Raw genomic sequence first — 15,521 nt, 5'->3', positions numbered from 1 at the left:
CGATGGGCAAGTACCTGGCGATCGGGCACCATGGGCCGGTCGATCCGGAGCTGGGCCTGCGCATCGCCGACGAGGCCGTCGGCTGGATCTCGGCGCGGCTGGCCGACGGAACGTTCGACTGCCTGTACTCGATGGCCGGCGGCGGCCGGATGATCGTCGCGAACGCGGCCAGTGAGGAGGCGCTGCTGGCGATGCTGCGGGCGGCCCCGGACGCGCCCCGCGAGTGGACGTTCACCGAACTGTTCGACGGCATCGAGGTCATCCGGCGGTACGTCGAATCGATGCGAACCTAGGAGTGCTGTCATGCGCGAGATGTGGGCGGCCCGGCTCGTGGCTCCCTCGACGTTCGCCCACGTGAGCGTGCCGGCGCCGCTCGCGGCGGCCCTCGCCCCCGGCGAGGTGCTGCTACGGGTGCGCGCCGGCGCGATCTGCGGCAGCGACATGCCGCTGTTCAAGGGCGCCATCCAGCGCCAGGGCGGCCTGGGCAATCATCCCGACGGCGCGCCCCCGGGCGTGGGCTGTCCGATGCACGAGGTCGTCGGCGAGGTGCTCGCCTCCCGCCATCCCGGCTTCGAGCCCGGCGCCACCGCGGTCGGCTGGGCACTGGGCCAGGACGCGATCGCCGAACTGGTCGTCACCGAGGGCGACTCGCTCGTCCCCGACGACGGCCGGCTGCCCCCGGCCGAGGCGATCGTGGCCCAGCCGCTGGCCTGCGTCATCTACGCGGTCGAGCGGATGGGCGACGTGTCCGGGCAGCGGGTCGCTGTTCTCGGCCAAGGCCCGATCGGTGTGCTGTTCAGCCACGTCCTCAAGACGCTCGGCAGGGCGGCCCACGTGATCGGCGTCGACCGCGTGGACCGCTCGGCCGAGGCGTCCGCCTTCGGCGTCGACGAGTTCGTGCACGCGTCCTGCGACCGGTGGGCGGAGTCGCTCGGCCCCGCCGACCGGCCGCAGGTCGTCGTCGAGTCCATCGGGCACCAGGTCGGCACCCTGGCCTGCGCGATCGACGCGGCCGCGGGCGGCGGGCTGGTGTACTACTTCGGGGTGCCGGACGACCTGGTGTACCCGGTGCCGATGCACGCGTTCTTCCGCAAGGATCTGACGCTGCGGGCCGGCACGACCAAGGACCGGCCGCGGGTGCTGCGGCTGGCGCAGCAGTACCTGCGCGACCACCCGGCGATCCTGGACGCCTACGTCACCAACCGCCTGCCGATGACCCGCGTCCAGGAGGCCTACGATCTCGCGGCCGCGCCGCGCGCGGGTCAGCTCAAGGTCGTCGTCGAGGCGGCGTGAGCCTCGTGCTCATCCCGAGCGTCGAGCAGGGGCTGCAGGAAGGCCGGCAGCTCCTGCGGCGCCCGGATGAACGCGAGCGGGTGGACGATGACGCAGTCGGCGCCCGCGTCCCACAGCGCCCGCGCCTCTTCCAGGACCGGCATGACGCCGGCCTCCTCGGCCGTCGTCCCGTGCGCCACCAGGGTCGTGGCCGCGGTGACGACGACCGAGCCCGGGTCCCGGCCGGCCCGCTCGCACTCCGCGCGCAGGCCCGCGATCGCGGCCTTGACGGCCTCGATCGGCATCGGCGCCGCCCACCAGCCCAGCCCGAGCCGGACAATACGCTCGATCGCCCGGGGCGTCGGGTTGAAGCCGAACGACAGCCGCAGATCCGCGCCCTGCACCGGGACCGGCATGCTGTGCAGGTCCGTGAACTCCAGCCGCTTCCCGGCATGCGCCGCGGGCCCGCCGGCCCAGAGCGCCCGGCACACGGCGACCTGCTCCTCGAGGTAGCCGAAGCGGCCCTCGAACGCGCGCTCGGTGGTGCGGTACTCCTCCTCCTGCCAGCCGACCCCGAGCCCCACGTCGAGGCGCCCGCCGCAGATGACGTCGAGGGTGGCGAGCTGCTTGGCCAGCAGTACCGCGGGCCGGACCGGCGCAACGAGCACGTTCGTGCCGAGGCGGGCGCGTCCGGTGACAGCGGCGACGGCCGCGAGTGCGGTCAGGGGTTCGTACCAGTTGGTCGTGATCGGGTATGGAAAGCCGAGGGTGACCCGCTCGCGGTGCGCGCGCTCGCTCATCGTCACGTGGTCAGGCAGCACGAGCAGGTCGACACCCATCCCGTCGGCCAGCACGGCCGCCTCGAGCAGCCCGGCGAACCGGCCGCCGTAGAGCTCGTCGAGACCCATGAGGTTGAAGCCCAACCGCGCCATCGCGACCCCGCTTCCGTTGCCAGCCAACCGATTCAGAACCAAGCAAGTGCTTGGTAGCTTATCCATGCGAGCCCGGATCGCACCAGGCTCGCCGCCGAGGAGGTTTCATGACGAACGAGGATGCGATCCGCGAGCTGGTGTGCCGGTACTGCCGGGGCATCGACCGGCTGGACATGGAGCTGGTCCGGTCCTGCTACCACGCCGGGGCGATCGACCACCACACCGGCTTCGACGGCCCGGTCGAGGAGTACATCGCCTGGGTGGAGCCGAAGCTGCGCGGCTTCGACGGCACCATGCACCTGGTCGCCAACCACCTCGTGGAGGTCGTGGGCGACCGGGCGCTGTCGGAGACGTACGGCATGGCGGTGCATTGGGGCACGCCGTCGGACAGCCCGCAGCTGAACTTCACCAGCGGCTTCCGCTACGTCGACATCGTGGAGCGCCGCGACGGCGAATGGCGGATCCTGGAGCGGTACGCCTCCCGCGAGTGGACGCGCGCGGAGGCCGGCCTGTTCGTGCCCCGCGAGGGACCTGGCCCCGCCGGGCGACGCGACCGCGAGGACTACGTCTACCGGCTCCGGGACCGGCTGGTCACGCCGTGACGGCGGCCTGAGGCGGCCGCTACCGCAGCAGGTCGGCGAGCTTCGCGTCCCAGCCGTCGGTGTGGATGACCCGGCCCACGAACCGCTCCCGCAGGATGCGCAGCGCGGGCAGGCGCTCGGCCGCCTTGCGGTACTGCGAGCCGGCCGAGGAGGCGTCGGCGTAGATGCCCTCGACCCGGAAGCCCAGCAGGTCCAGCGCCCGGTTGAGCTGCGCCGCCTGGTCGGCGTCGCGGCAGCCGAACACGTAGGTGGCGTGGTCGGGCGCGTTGAGCACCTCGTACACCAGGTGCCCCGACGGGGTCAGGCACAGCAGGAACGCGAGCACCGCCGGGTCGTCGGCGGCGGTGAGGGCGGCGTAGTCGGTGTGGGCCGGGGTCACGTTCTCGTGCGGGAAGACGGAGCGCGGCACGTGGGGGCCGCCGGCCGACACGCCCTGCAGGCCGCCCATGCCGAGCATGCCGTAGGCCAGCGCCGGGCCGAGGGAGGCGAACGGGCCGTCGAAGCCCATGGCGTACGGCGGGCCGGCCGACATCATGCCGGCGGCGAACATGCCGGACGCCCCGGAGGCGAAGTAGCCCCCGCCACCATCGTGGTCGAACACCGGCGGGCGGGCGGAGTCGCGCCACGGGCCGGCGCCGGAGCCTTCCCGCTGTACCGAAACCGTCTGCTTGAACCCGAGCCACGTCTGACCCCGGCCGAGCAGCTGCCGGGCGGTCGCGGCCCGGTCGGGCGCGCAGGCCGCGTCGAGCAGGGCCGGGAAGACGGTGGGCTCGACGGCCTCGAGGTCGGGGCGGGCGGCGGCCAGGCCGTCGCGCAGCTGGGCGGCGACCGAGCGCAGCGCGACCGGGCCGAGGCCGGGCAGGAGGGCGGCGAGGAAATGCGCGGTGCGGCCGGAGGCGGCGCCGACCCGGGCCCGCAGCAGGTCGAGGAACTCGCTGGTGCGGCGGGCCAGGCGCCCGAGCGCGATCGGGGGCCGCCCCGGCACCTCGACGAGGATGGTGTACCCCGACGCGTCGGTCGTCAGGCCCCGGACGAACGGGTACGGGATCTTCTCGGCCAGCCCGCCGGCCGGCACGATGACGAGGGCGTCGTCGTAGAGGCGCAGGTCGGCCGGGGCGCCGTCGGCCGCGCCCGGGAAGGACTCGGGGGTGCCGACGCCGTCGAGCAGCAGGACCTGCTCGGTGTCGGTGACCCGCGCCTCGGCCAGCTCGGCGAGGACCTGGGTGCGCATGTTGCCGAGCCGGCTGAGCTCCAGCCGGGCTCCGTCGGAGAGGTGCAGGCCGATGACGTACGGCTGCGGCTCGTCGATCTGGACGATGTCCCCGGGCGCGACCCGCAGCACGGCGCCCGCCTGCGGCGTCACGATCAGCGCGCCGCCGGCCATCTCGGCGGTGCCGTCGCCCTCGTCGAGCAAGGCACCGCCGTCGGCGATGAGGCGGAAGTGCACGTCAGGCCGTCGACTGGCCGCACTCGGCGCAGAACATCGAGCCTGGTGCGGTCGGCGTGCCGCAGTTGCCGCAGAACTTCCTCTGCTGCGCCGGGGCCGCGGCCAGAGGCGTGCCGCAGTGCTGGCAGAACTTGCCGCCGCCGGTCTCGTTCATGCACGACGGGCACCGGCCCACGGCCTGGTCGCGGTAGTTGACGTCCCGCGTCCAGTCCACCTGCTGGATCTTGTCGTGCAGCTGGTTGACCTGCGCGGCGGCCTGCATGCCGGCGATCTCCTGGTCCAGGCGCGGGGCGCAGCTGGTGCACAGGCCGCGCTCGTTGTTCCAGCAGACCTGCTGGCAGACCCACTGGCCGCAGCGGTGGCACTGGTTGAAGTGCACCTGCATCTCTTGAGCGGCCTTCGCGAGCGCCTTGTCGCGGGTCGAGCCGCGCGTGCCGTCGCGCATCCACTCGGCGTCCCAGCCGATCTGCGAGGCCTTGGAGCCGATCTCGCCACCGAGCAGGTCACCGCCCATGCGCAGCAGGCGCCCGCCGAAGCCGGTGACCGAGTGCTGGAACGACGAGGAGTACCCGTTCCCGCATCGCATGCAGTTGAACTCGAACTGATAACCCTCTCGGGTCGAGTGGTCCGAGTAGTTGTTGGTGAACGGCACCATGCCAGCCATCGGCAGACGACCCCTATCGAAGAGCAACTCGGCGTACAACCTTTTTTGTACCTGTTGCTCACCGTAGGCATGATCGGCAAGTCGGGCATATGACATCGCCTGATCGGCGGCCCGACCAGCCGAAGGCCTTACGTGGCGCTGTACAGCCCGGCGTTGCGCCGGGCCCAGTGCGCGAACGAGCCGGGCTCGCGACCCAGCACCCGCTCGACGTCGGGGCTCACCGCCCGCTCCTGCGGGGTCGGCCGGCCGAGGATCTCCAGGGTGCCGTCGGCGACCGGCGCGGGCATGAACCGCAGCATCTGCGCCCGGGCCTCCTCCGGCGTCTGCTCGACGAACCGGACCGGCGCGCCGATCGCCTCGCCGATGGCCGCCGCCCGCTGCGGCGGTGTGGTCGCCTCGGGGCCGGTGAGCACGTACGTCTGCCCGGCGTGCCGCCCGTCGAGCAGGGCGGCCGCGGCGACGGCCGCGATGTCGTCCGGGTCGACCATGGGCAGGGCGACGCTCGCGTACGGCGCATAGGCGGCCCGCTCGGCCCGGATGGACGGCAGCCAGGCGTACGCGTTGCTGGCGAAGCCGCCCGGGCGCAGGATCGTCCAGTCCATCCCGCTGTCCTTGACCACGTCCTCGAGCGCCCGCAGCGGGGCGTGCGAGGGGGCGTCCGGGCGGGTGCCGGCGGCCTGGGACGACTGCAGGACGATGCGCCGTACGCCCGCGGCTCTCGCTGCCGCGACGATGGCCTTGCCGTCGAGGTGGGCGCCGGCCCCCGCGACCAGCAGATAGAAGGCCTTGGCGCCGTCGAGCGCCTCCACCAGGCTCCCCGCGTCGGCGAGGTCCGCGCGGACGTGGCGGGCTCCTCGCGGTACGACATCCGGTGCATTGCGGGAAACCGCCGTCACCTCGGCGCCGGCCTCGACCAGCCCCGCCACGAGGGGTCGCCCGACGTTGCCCGTCGCCCCTGTCACCACGATCATGACCTGCTCCTTTGTGCCGTTGCGTTGCTTTCGAAGGGAAAGCTAGCATCGGGGAGACAGTAGGTACCTAGAGGAAAGTGGCTATGCGTGAAGAGACCACGCCGGAGCTGGCGTGCCCGATCGCCCCGGTCGTCGACATCGTCTTCAGCCGGTGGACGACCCCGATCCTGTGGACCCTGCACGGACACGGGCGGATGCGGTTCAGCGAGCTGGAACGGCGGATCGGCACCATCACGGCGAAGGTGCTGACCCAGCGGCTGCGGCAGCTGGAGCGCGACGGCCTGGTGGTGCGCACCTACACGCCCGAGATCCCGCCGCGGGTGGAGTACGAGATCAGCGAGGTGGGCCGCAGCCTGGGCCCGCTGTTCGCCTCGCTGTCCGAATGGGCCACCGAGCATCTGTCCACCGTGGACGCGGCCCGGGCCTCCTACGACGCCTCGGGCCGACCCCGTCCGTGAACGCTTCCCGGCGCCCTCACGACCGGCCGGGCCTCATCCCCCGGCCGGCCTGGGGCTCGGCTAGGCGCTCACGACCGGCCGGGTCTCGCTCCCGGCCGGCCCGGGGCCCGGCTAGGCGCTCACGACCGGCCGGGTCTCGCTCCCGGCCGGCCCGGGGCTCGGCTAGGCGCTCACGACCGGCCACGCGAACGCCAGCAGGGCGACGGCGGCGCCGAGCAGCGCGGTGTTGACGCCGCGGGTCGGCACGGGCAGCGCCGCCACGGCGAGCAGGATGATGGCGATGATGTAGAGCACGGCTTGAGTCGACATGGTCCGATCGATGCCCATACACCGTCCACATGAAACACTCGGCGCGGCCCACCCCGGCGGGCGGGTCTCGCAGGGCCTCGTGGTCATTCCCACGGACGGCGCCTCCGCGGCCCAGCGCGCCAGGTACGAGGCGTACGTGGCCCAGCGGCTGCCGCGGACCGCCACGCCGCAGGGCCCGGGCCGGATGATGTTCGCACCGGACCTGGTCGGGCCGTCGGATTGGATCGCGGAGCAGCTGGAGGCGCACGCGGGGTACCAGGAAGTCGACGAGGTCGCCTTCGCGCTGCCCTTCACCTTCGAGCCCGACGACTACGTGCAGATCCTGACCGACATCGCCACCCGCCTCGGCCCGGCCCTGGGCTGGCAACCCACCCCCTGAAAGGACACGCCAGGTACCGCATCGGCGGTACGCCGGGTCCGGCTGCGGCGACCGCGGTACGTGCGATCACCGTGGTTGGCCGACGACGTGGGACGGGTCCGGTCGCGACAGTGGAGGCGTTCTGCTCCACCGTGGTGACGAAGGGATCCGCTCCGTGTCTGTTCTGGCACGCTGGTGCGTCAGGCACCGCAAGGCCGTATTCGCCGGCTGGCTGCTGCTGGTGGCGGGTCTGCTCGCCCTGGTAGTCGCCGGCGGGACGGCGTTCAAGACCTCTGCCGAGATGCCCGACAGCGAGTCGTCGAAGGCGTATGCGTTGCTCGCCCGGATGTCCGGCGGTGCCGGTGAGGCCACGTCCACGGGCAAGGTCGCATGGCACGCGACGGCCGGTTCGGTGACGTCGGCGCAGGTGCGGCAGGAGATCGGTGGTCTGCTGGACGAGGTCGGCAAGCAGCCGGGCGTGGTCTCCGTCGTGAGTCCGTACAGCGAGGCCGGCGCTCGACAGGTGGCATCGTCCGCGAATACGGCATTTGCCCAGGTGATCCTGCGGTCCGACGCAGATGTCGCAGGCGTCGAGAAGGTGCTGGACCAGGCCGAGCTCAAGGGTGTGGAGCTGACCTACGGCGGTACCGCGTTCGATCACCAGCCGAAGCCCAGCCACGGCGGTGAGGCCGTCGGCCTGATCGTGGCGCTGGTGCTGCTGATGCTGATGTTCCGGTCGTGGTGGGCGTCGTGGCTGCCGCTCATCACCGGGATCGCCGGTGTGGTCGTGTCGCTGCTGCTCGTCGCGGTCGGCTCGCACGTCGTCACGCTGGACTCGACCTCGATCACCATGGCGTCGATGATGGGTCTGGCCGTTGGCATCGACTATGCGCTGTTCATCGTCAACCGCACCCGCAAGGGACTGCTCGCCGGTCAGTCGGTCGCGGATGCGGTGACGCGGGCGGTCGACACCTCCGGCCGGGCGGTCGTCTTCGCCGGGCTGACCGTCATCGTGGCGCTGCTCGGGATCCGAGTCGTCGGCATGGGGGTGCTCACCGGCATGGGCGAGGCCGCCGCGGTGACGGTGGCGTGCACGGTACTGGCCGCCTTGACGCTGCTGCCGGCGTTGCTGGGCAAGCTGGGGGCGAAGGTGCTGTCGAAGCGGCAGCGCGCGCAGCGGGCCGACGGTGTCGTCGAGGACCACCAGCCGGGCGGCCTTGCCGCCGGGTGGGCTCGGCTGGTCCAGCGGGCGCCGTGGCTGGTGGTTCCGCTCGCGCTGGTGGCGGTCGTGGTGCTCGCGGCACCGGTCCTGCACATGCGCGTCGGTGACGCCGACGCGAGCAGCGACCCGTCCGGATCGCAGTCGCACCGGTACGCCGTGATGACATCGTCCGCATTCGGCGCCGGCTTCGACAACCCGCTCGTCGTCGCGGCGAGCACCCCTGACGCCCCGTCGAAGCGAGCGTTCGCGGAGCTGGCTGACCGGCTCGTCGCGGTGCCCGGTGTGGTCTCGGTGACTCCGGTGCACGCGTCGGCGGACGGCACGGTCGGTATGACGACGATCGTCCCCGCCAGCAGCGCGCAGGCCGCGGAGACCGCGGATCTCATCGAGCGTCTGCGCGGCGACGTCATCCCGGCCGCGCAAGCCGGAACCGGACTGCGCGCGTACGTCGGAGGGAAGGCGGCCTCGAGCCAGGACCTGGCCGACGCCCTGCTGGGCAGGCTTCCGCTGTACCTGGGCATCATCGCGATCCTCGGGTTCCTGCTGCTGGCCGTGGCGTTCCGCAGCCTCCTGGTGCCGCTGGTGGGGGCGTTGAGCAACATCACGAGCATCCTTGTCGGCCTCGGCGCCATCACCGCCGTGTTCCAGTTCGGCTGGGGCGGCGAGCTGATGCAGGTCGGCTCCGGTGCGCCGATCATGTACATCGTCCCCGTGATGATCGTCGGAATCGTGTTCGGTCTGTCGATGGACTACCAGGTGTTCCTGGTCAGCCGGATGCATGAGGAGTGGACGCACACCGGCGACAACCGCCGGGCCGTGCGGGTCGGCGTGACCGAGACCGGCCGGGTCATCGCCACCGCTGCGCTGATCATGGTCGGTGTGTTCGCCTCCTTCGCGTTCGGCGGGCAGCGGATCGTCTCGGCCATCGGCGTCGGCCTGGCGGTCGCCGTGCTGATCGACGCCTTCGTCGTGCGGATGACCCTCATCCCCGCGCTGATGACGGTGCTCGGCCGGTACAACTGGTGGTATCCGCGCTGGGCGCAGAAGATCACGCCGCGTGTGGCGGTCGAGGGAACCCCGCAGGCGCACCCGGCACAGGAGCGGGAGCCGGCCGCCGTCGGATGAGTCCAGCGCAGGGTGCCCGGGCGTGCCAGTGCCCGGGCACCCTGCCGTCGACGGATGATGGAACCGACCGTATGACAGGGAAGGCATCGCACGTGACGATCCGCGTCCTCCTCGCCGACGACCAGGCGCTGCTACGGGCCACCTTCCGGCTGCTGCTGGACGCCGCCCCGGACATCGAGGTCGTCGCCGAGGCGTCCACGGGCGACGAGGCCGTCGCGAAAGCGCTGCAGAGCGGCCCGGACGTGGTGCTGATGGACATCCGGATGCCCGGCAGCGACGGTATCGCCGCCACCGGTCGGATCGCCGGGGCGCAGGCCCTGACCGGCACCCGGGTCCTCATCCTCACCACGTTCGAGACCGACGAGCACGTCCTGGCCGCACTGCGCGCCGGGGCCAGCGGCTTTCTCGGCAAGGGGGTCGACCCCGCCGACCTCCTGCAGGCGATCCGCACTGTCGCCGCGGGTGAGTCGTTGCTGTCACCGGCCGCGACGACCGCGCTGATCGGCCGGTTCCTCGCGGTCCCGGATCAGGCCGCCGTCGGTGCCGACGCCCGCTTGGACGAGCTCACCACCAGAGAGCGGGAGATCGTCGCGCTGGCGGGCACGGGACTGTCGAACGACGAGATCGGCCGGCGGCTGTCGATCAGCGCCGCGACCGCCAAGACACACGTCAACCGCGCCATGATGAAGATCGGCGCGCGAGACCGCGCCCAGCTCGTGGTGTTTGCCTATGAGACGGGTCTCGTCACACCCGGGCGGAGCTGACCGTGCGCGGGTTGCGAGCCGTCGGGCTCTCGCTGGTGGTCGCGCTGATCGGGATGGCGGAGATCGCCTACGGCCACGGCCCGGGGTTGTTCAAGCCGACGATTCCCCAGGTCGTGCTCGTGCTGGTTGGGGCCGGGGCGCTGCTGGTGCGGCGGCGCTACCCCCGCGCGGTCGTGGTCGTCACGGTGCTGTGCGGTGCGGCCCTGCCGGCGTTTCCGCCGCACCTCGTGCTGGCGGACGTGCCGACCATGGTGGCGTTGTACACCCTCGCGCTGCAGGCCGGAAGGCGCACCGCGGCGGCGTACGGTGCCGGCGCCGTGCTGCTGCTCACCGGCAGTTCCATGTGGTGGCTTCCGGGGCATCTCTTCGACATCCGCAACGTCCTGCCGCTGAACTACGTCGCCGCCGCGGTCGCGATCGGCGACTCGGTGCGCAACCAGCGCAAGCTCCTGACTCAGGAACGCCGGCGGGCGGCAGAGGCCGAACGAGACCGTGAAACGGAGGCCCGGCGGCAGGTCCGCGACGAGCGCGTCCGTATCGCCCGCGACCTGCACGACGTCGTCGCCCACCACATCACGCTGGTCAACGCGCAGGCGGGCGTCGCGCACCACCTGCTGCTCACCGACCCGGATCGCGCCTACCAGGCCCTCGCCGGCATCAAGGACACCAGCCGGGCGGCCCTGGACGAGCTACGGGCGACGGTCGGCCTGCTGCGTGCCGACGACGAGCCGGACAACCGGCAACCCGCACCCACCTTCGCCGGGCTCGACGCGTTGCTGGACGGATTCCGCCAGGCCGGGCTCCAGGTCCGCCTGACCCTTGCCGGCGACCCGCGACCGCTCACCGGCACCGCCGACCTCGCCGCCTACCGGATCGTGCAGGAGGCACTGACCAACGCCCGCAAACATGGCGAGGGAGCCGTGGACCTGGACCTCACATACAGCGCCGGCACGCTCGACATCACAATCGCCAATCCGGCCCGGCCGGGCGTGCAGGGGCCGGGCACGGGCCACGGCATGATCGGCATGCGGGAACGCGCCGAGTCGGCGGGAGGCCGGTTTGCGGCGGGCATGGCTGCCGGGCGATTTGTCCTCCACGTCAGCCTGCCGTTGGCGGCGGACTGACTCGTCGGCGGTCACCGAAGGCGGCGGGTCGTTGATCCCGGCCGCAGTCCGGCTCGTACCCCGAGGTATGACGACCGAGAAGTACGCGAACCGGGAGACGGCCGCCGGGATCTTCAGACGCCCGCCGGCACGGCCGCCCGAGAGCGGCCGCTGCTACCCCGGCACGCGGCGACTGGTCTGCCCCGCCCGCTCGGCGTGGAACTTCGCCTCGCGCTGGAGGTGCCAGCCTGAAAGTTGCACCAGCCGCGCGGCCAGCTATCGGTCAGGACTCCAGCGGACGGCGGGCGATCGCGATGACCGACTGGCCGAACGGCGGCCGGAAGCCGCGCTCCATGAGCCGGGTCAGCGGGGCGACCGTGGTGTCGTAGAACTTGACCATCGGGCCGGGGCCGGGCATCTGCTTGAGCAGGCAGGTCGACACGTAGTACCCGATGAGGCCCAGCGAGTTGGCGTAGTGCAGCTTCACGATCTCCAGGTCGGCCGCGCCGAGGGCCTCGCGCATGGTCTTCTTCGTGTAGCGGCGCACGTGGCCGGTGGCGATGTCGGCGGGGCCCATCGCGAACGGGAAGGCCGGCACCACGATGACGAGGTGGCCGCCGGGGCGCACCAGGGAGCGCATCGTGCGCAGGCCGCCGATGTCGTCGTCGATGTGCTCGAGCACGTTGTAGGAGATGGCCGCGCTGTGCTCGCCGCTGACCTCGCTGGGCAGCAGCAGCTCGCGCACGGTGACGCCGGGGTGGTCGGCGAAGCGCTCCTTGAGCGCCACGATCCGCCCCGCGTCCGCCTCGGTGAGCGTCATCCGGGACGTGTGCTCGAGCCACTCCGCGGCGTAGTCGCCCAGTCCGGCGCTGACCTCGATGGGGTCGTCGCCCAGGTAGGGCGTCGCGAAGGCGACGAACCACTTCCGGTGGTTCTTGGCCATCGCGAGGCCTTCGAGCACCTCGGACTGGATGCCCTGATCACCTAGGATGGCCGCGTTCGGGTCCGGCACTGTCGCACCCCTACGTGAAAGCCGATCGTGTCTGGCGGGAACTGGCGTAGTGTATCGGCGCCGATAGGCCCCACGCCACTCCTGGGATCGGCCACCAGCAGCGACTATGGTGACACGGTGAATTCTGGGGAGAAGGCCGTCGATCGCCGCTGGCTGTCGGCCGCGCTGCTGAGTTATGTGGCGTTCGCCGTGGTGGTCCTCCAGCACCTCTGGGCCGCTCCCCAACGGCGCCTGATGACCGACAACGGCCAGGACCAGGTGTTCTTCGAATGGGTACTGACCCATGCGGCCCGCCTGTTCACGCACGGCGACAACCCGTTCTTCACCGACCAGCTCAACGCACCGCTGGGCGTCAATCTCATGGCGAACACTTCCGTGCTCGGGCTCGGCCTGCCCCTGGCCCCGATCACGCTATTGTTCGGCGCCGGTACGACATTTGTGCTAATCGATACCATAGCGCTCGCCGCCACGGCCGGCGCGTGGTATTTCGTGCTTTCCCGGCACGTGGTCGGTTCCCGCATCGCCGCGTACGTCGGCGGCCTGTTCTGCGGCTTCGCCCCATCGATGATCTCGCAGAGCACCTCGCACCCGAACATCGCCGGCCAGTTCCTCATCCCGTTCATCGTGTGGAACGTCCTGCGCCTGCGCGACCCCGGCCCCCCGCTGCGGCGCGGGCTCGCACTCGGCGCAGTGGTGCTCGCCCAATGCTTCATCAACGAGGAGATCCTCTTCTTCACCGCGGTCGCCCTGCTGATCTTCCTGCTGGCGTACCTGCACCCGCGCGACTATGCCGCGGCGATCCGCAACGCCGCACCCGCTCTCGGCATCGGGGTGATGCTCACCGCGGTGCTGCTGGCCTACCCGTTGTACCACCAGTTCGCGGGCCCGGAGGCGTATCACGGCCTGCCGGACTTCGTGCACACCTTCAGCACCGACCTGGCGTCGTTCACCCGGTTCAGCAGCCGGTCCATCTTCGCGCCGGACAAGGTCGACTGGACCGACAAGATGGGCGGCCTCACGGAGGAGAACACCTTCCTCGGCCTGCCCCTGGTCGGCCTCCTGGCCGCCGCCGCGGTCGCCCTCTTCCGCGTCCGGGCCGCCCGCGCGGTCATCATCACCGCCCTGGTCTTCGCCGCCCTGTCGCTGGGCACGGACATCAGGTACAAGGGCCAGGAGACGGGCTGGAGCGGGCCGTGGCGCTGGGTGCACGAGCTGCCCCTGTTCGACTCGGTCGTGCCGACCCGCCTGGCCCTCGTCGTCACGCCCCTGCTCGGCGTCTTCCTGGCGTTGCTCATCGACCGGTACGTGGTCGGCCCACGGCCCGCCCTCGTCTCTGCCGCGACGGCCACGGCTACGCCGCCCTCCGCCGCCGACCTCGCCCGTGCCGGCTCCCTGGAACCCGCCCACCGCGCTAGGGGCACGGGCGCCGACATCTCGGACATATCAGCTTCGGCTTCGGCTTCAGATTCAGCTCCGGCTTCAGATTCAGCTCCGGCTTCGGCTTCGGCTTCAGATTCGGCTTCGGCTTCAGATTCGGCTTCGGCTTCGGCTTCGACTTTGGGTTTGGGTTCGGCTTCGACTTTGGGTTTGGGTTCGCCGTCCCGGCCGGACGACGACGGGGAGACCACGCCCGCGGCCCGCTGGCTGTGGGCCGTGGCCCTGGCGGTGGCCCTGTTCCCGCTGATCCCGACCCCGCAGCCGGCCACCGAACGCGGCGCCGTGCCGGCGTTCTTCACCAGCGGCGCCTGGCGCAAGACCATCCCCGCCGGCTCGACGGTCGTGCCGGCCCCGCTGGACTGGTACACCGCCCTGGACGCGATGCAGTGGTCCACCGAGACCGGCCTGAACATCAAGATCGTCGGCGGCTACTTCCTGGCCCCGGACCCGAACGACCCGAAAGGCACAGCCATGTACGGCGCCGTCGGCCGCCCGACGCTGAGCCTCCTCGGCAGCGTCGGCAACGACGGCAACGTCCCGCAGATCACCGCGGAACAGCAGGCCCAGGCCCGCGCGGACGCCGACTACTGGAAGGCCGACTTCGTGATCCTGCCCGACCGCCAGGGCAACAGCGACGCCATCCACCAGGCCGGCGATCAGCTCTTCGGCCGCCCCGCCGAGCACGTCATGGACGTCTGGATCTGGCGGGTCTGACCCGGCATCACGACCCCGCCGCCCCGTTCCAGTCCACGAGCTGAACGATCACGCCGTTGGGATCGCGGACCTGGAACGCCCGCTCCCCCCACTCCTCAACGGTCAGCGGCATCGTGATCGACACTCCCCCTTGCTCCAGCCGGGCGAGCTCCCCTTCGAGATCGTCGACCACGAACGCGAGGATGACCCCGGCGGCATGCACGTCCCGCTGATCCTCGGGCAGCGTCCCCAACCCCTGCCGCAAGAAGACCACGTTGTGCCCGACGTCCTCCCGGCTCAGCGACGCGAACCCGTCCGCCGCCATCTCCTCCCGAAACCCGAACCACTCCTGCAGAAACCGGCTGGACGCCGCAACATCCCGAACGTTGAACGACACAGCAGAAGCACTGATCCGCAAAACCCCTCCCTCACCTCAAACTCTATACACCGTATACCGAACCCCCATCCACCGCCAACAAAGAATCCAGATCCCCACCGTCAGGCAGACATGTCGGATTTATCCTCTGACAGGCGGCATAAGGGAGGCATGAGAGCGCCCGAGCCGTCAGTCTGGCTTTTCGAACATAAAACCCGACAGGCGAAAAATCCGATAAGTCGTGGCGCGGAGCGCCCGACTTATCGTGAGGCCTTACGCCCTGCGCTTGGCGGCTCCGGCCAACGGTGGGCAGAACGCGCCCACCGTCCAGGAACGGCAAGCAAGAACGCACAGCCCGCTGACCAGGACCGGCAAGAACGGGCGCCTACGGCAGAGTGACGCAAGGGGCCAGCGGCGAGCCTCAGGGCCGATCGGGTTCAGGCGCCCGGGCTTGAACCCGATCGGCCAGACGCGGACAGCCCGGGTCCGAGGCGGAACGCGAACCCGGACAACCGACGACGTGAGGCCGACGCGGTCCGCAAGAGCTCCCCGAACCCCCAGCCCCGCTCGAACCCGATCTGCCAGACGCCGACAGCCCGGGTCCGAAGCGGAACCCGAACCCGGGCAACTGACGAAGGCCGACGGGTCGGGCGCGGCAATGCCGGGCCGGGGCGGAGCGGGCCGGGGCGGAGGGGGCCGGGGCGGAGGGGAGCAGGCCCGGGGCGGAGCGGGGCGGGGCCGGGGCGGAGCGGGGCGGGGCGGGGCGGAGGGGAGCA

General features: G+C 71.4%; 16 protein-coding genes. 9 read left to right on the top strand and 7 right to left on the bottom strand.

Features of this window, described 5'->3' with window-relative positions:
• Positions 1–2 precede the first annotated feature (2 nt).
• Entirely contained in the window at positions 3–293 is a 291-nt protein-coding gene (locus tag ABD352_RS51030) for a hypothetical protein (RefSeq protein ID WP_344619911.1), read from the top strand.
• A 10-nt stretch (positions 294–303) separates the two neighbouring features.
• Positions 304–1,293, top strand: coding sequence for an alcohol dehydrogenase catalytic domain-containing protein (locus tag ABD352_RS51025; protein WP_344619910.1), 990 nt, complete (start codon positions 304–306; stop codon positions 1,291–1,293).
• Here the strand turns inward: ABD352_RS51025 and ABD352_RS51020 are convergent.
• Positions 1,263–2,204 (bottom strand): TIGR03619 family F420-dependent LLM class oxidoreductase, encoded by a 942-nt coding sequence (locus ABD352_RS51020; RefSeq protein WP_344619909.1) that lies wholly within the window; start codon positions 2,202–2,204, stop codon positions 1,263–1,265. The genes ABD352_RS51025 and ABD352_RS51020 overlap by 31 nt on opposite strands.
• A gap of 107 nt (positions 2,205–2,311) precedes the next feature.
• Here ABD352_RS51020 and ABD352_RS51015 point away from each other — a divergent pair, with 107 nt between their 5' ends.
• The gene (locus ABD352_RS51015) at positions 2,312–2,806 is read left to right on the top strand and encodes a nuclear transport factor 2 family protein (protein ID WP_344619908.1); all 495 of its coding nucleotides are present in this window, start codon (positions 2,312–2,314) and stop codon (positions 2,804–2,806) included.
• A 19-nt stretch (positions 2,807–2,825) separates the two neighbouring features.
• Here ABD352_RS51015 and ABD352_RS51010 read toward each other — a convergent pair whose 3' ends face one another.
• The 3 genes from ABD352_RS51010 to ABD352_RS51000 form a co-directional block, all read right to left on the bottom strand.
• Positions 2,826–4,253: a hypothetical protein gene (locus ABD352_RS51010; protein ID WP_344619907.1), complete on the bottom strand. Its 1,428-nt coding sequence runs from the start codon at positions 4,251–4,253 to the stop codon at positions 2,826–2,828.
• Between the two features lies 1 nt (position 4,254).
• A complete protein-coding gene (locus ABD352_RS51005; RefSeq protein WP_344619906.1) occupies positions 4,255–4,917 on the bottom strand; it encodes a zinc ribbon domain-containing protein in 663 nt (220 codons plus the stop codon).
• Positions 4,918–5,045: 128 nt separating this feature from the next.
• Positions 5,046–5,888 (bottom strand): SDR family oxidoreductase, encoded by an 843-nt coding sequence (locus ABD352_RS51000; protein WP_344619905.1) that lies wholly within the window; start codon positions 5,886–5,888, stop codon positions 5,046–5,048.
• 83 nt (positions 5,889–5,971) lie between these two features.
• Between ABD352_RS51000 and ABD352_RS50995 the strand changes: the two genes are divergently transcribed.
• On the top strand, positions 5,972–6,346 hold the full coding sequence (locus ABD352_RS50995) for a winged helix-turn-helix transcriptional regulator (RefSeq protein ID WP_344619904.1): 375 nt from the start codon (positions 5,972–5,974) through the stop codon (positions 6,344–6,346).
• Between the two features lie 162 nt (positions 6,347–6,508).
• Here ABD352_RS50995 and ABD352_RS50990 read toward each other — a convergent pair whose 3' ends face one another.
• The gene (locus tag ABD352_RS50990; RefSeq protein ID WP_344619903.1) at positions 6,509–6,655 is read right to left on the bottom strand and encodes a hypothetical protein; all 147 of its coding nucleotides are present in this window, start codon (positions 6,653–6,655) and stop codon (positions 6,509–6,511) included.
• A 10-nt stretch (positions 6,656–6,665) separates the two neighbouring features.
• Between ABD352_RS50990 and ABD352_RS50985 the strand changes: the two genes are divergently transcribed.
• The 4 genes from ABD352_RS50985 (at position 6,666) to ABD352_RS50970 (ending at position 11,248) form a co-directional block, all read left to right on the top strand.
• Positions 6,666–7,034, top strand: coding sequence for a hypothetical protein (locus tag ABD352_RS50985; RefSeq protein ID WP_344619902.1), 369 nt, complete (start codon positions 6,666–6,668; stop codon positions 7,032–7,034).
• 154 nt (positions 7,035–7,188) lie between these two features.
• Positions 7,189–9,360 (top strand): MMPL family transporter, encoded by a 2,172-nt coding sequence (locus ABD352_RS50980; RefSeq protein ID WP_344619901.1) that lies wholly within the window; start codon positions 7,189–7,191, stop codon positions 9,358–9,360.
• Between the two features lie 92 nt (positions 9,361–9,452).
• The gene (locus tag ABD352_RS50975) at positions 9,453–10,124 is read left to right on the top strand and encodes a response regulator (protein ID WP_344619900.1); all 672 of its coding nucleotides are present in this window, start codon (positions 9,453–9,455) and stop codon (positions 10,122–10,124) included.
• Between the two features lie 2 nt (positions 10,125–10,126).
• A complete protein-coding gene (locus tag ABD352_RS50970) occupies positions 10,127–11,248 on the top strand; it encodes a sensor histidine kinase (protein WP_344619899.1) in 1,122 nt (373 codons plus the stop codon).
• A gap of 262 nt (positions 11,249–11,510) precedes the next feature.
• Here ABD352_RS50970 and ABD352_RS50965 read toward each other — a convergent pair whose 3' ends face one another.
• Complete coding sequence (locus tag ABD352_RS50965; protein ID WP_344620002.1) at positions 11,511–12,170, bottom strand: class I SAM-dependent methyltransferase; 660 nt, start codon at positions 12,168–12,170, stop codon at positions 11,511–11,513.
• A gap of 186 nt (positions 12,171–12,356) precedes the next feature.
• Between ABD352_RS50965 and ABD352_RS50960 the strand changes: the two genes are divergently transcribed.
• Positions 12,357–14,390: a DUF6311 domain-containing protein gene (locus ABD352_RS50960; protein ID WP_344619898.1), complete on the top strand. Its 2,034-nt coding sequence runs from the start codon at positions 12,357–12,359 to the stop codon at positions 14,388–14,390.
• A 7-nt stretch (positions 14,391–14,397) separates the two neighbouring features.
• Here the strand turns inward: ABD352_RS50960 and ABD352_RS50955 are convergent, their stop codons facing one another.
• Positions 14,398–14,787 (bottom strand): VOC family protein, encoded by a 390-nt coding sequence (locus ABD352_RS50955; RefSeq protein ID WP_344619897.1) that lies wholly within the window; start codon positions 14,785–14,787, stop codon positions 14,398–14,400.
• Between the last annotated feature and the right edge of the window lie 734 nt (positions 14,788–15,521).

Origin of the sequence: Dactylosporangium salmoneum, assembly GCF_039532525.1 — a bacterium.
GTDB lineage: Bacteria > Actinomycetota > Actinomycetes > Mycobacteriales > Micromonosporaceae > Dactylosporangium > Dactylosporangium salmoneum.
Note: the sequence above shows the minus strand (reverse complement) of the source record. Positions and strands in the feature narration are given on the sequence as shown.

Excerpts from the sequence above, each read along its gene's own strand:
- ABD352_RS51030 (WP_344619911.1), top strand. The coding sequence starts at position 3 with ATGGGCAAGTACCTGGCGATCGGGCACCATGGGCCGGTCGATCCGGAG.
- ABD352_RS51025 (WP_344619910.1), top strand. The coding sequence starts at position 304 with ATGCGCGAGATGTGGGCGGCCCGGCTCGTGGCTCCCTCGACGTTCGCC.
- ABD352_RS51020 (WP_344619909.1), bottom strand. The coding sequence starts at position 2,204 with ATGGCGCGGTTGGGCTTCAACCTCATGGGTCTCGACGAGCTCTACGGC.
- ABD352_RS51015 (WP_344619908.1), top strand. The coding sequence starts at position 2,312 with ATGACGAACGAGGATGCGATCCGCGAGCTGGTGTGCCGGTACTGCCGG.
- ABD352_RS51005 (WP_344619906.1), bottom strand. The coding sequence starts at position 4,917 with ATGGCTGGCATGGTGCCGTTCACCAACAACTACTCGGACCACTCGACC.
- ABD352_RS51000 (WP_344619905.1), bottom strand. The coding sequence starts at position 5,888 with ATGATCGTGGTGACAGGGGCGACGGGCAACGTCGGGCGACCCCTCGTG.
- ABD352_RS50995 (WP_344619904.1), top strand. The coding sequence starts at position 5,972 with ATGCGTGAAGAGACCACGCCGGAGCTGGCGTGCCCGATCGCCCCGGTC.
- ABD352_RS50990 (WP_344619903.1), bottom strand. The coding sequence starts at position 6,655 with ATGTCGACTCAAGCCGTGCTCTACATCATCGCCATCATCCTGCTCGCC.
- ABD352_RS50985 (WP_344619902.1), top strand. The coding sequence starts at position 6,666 with ATGCCCATACACCGTCCACATGAAACACTCGGCGCGGCCCACCCCGGC.
- ABD352_RS50965 (WP_344620002.1), bottom strand. The coding sequence starts at position 12,170 with ATGGCCAAGAACCACCGGAAGTGGTTCGTCGCCTTCGCGACGCCCTAC.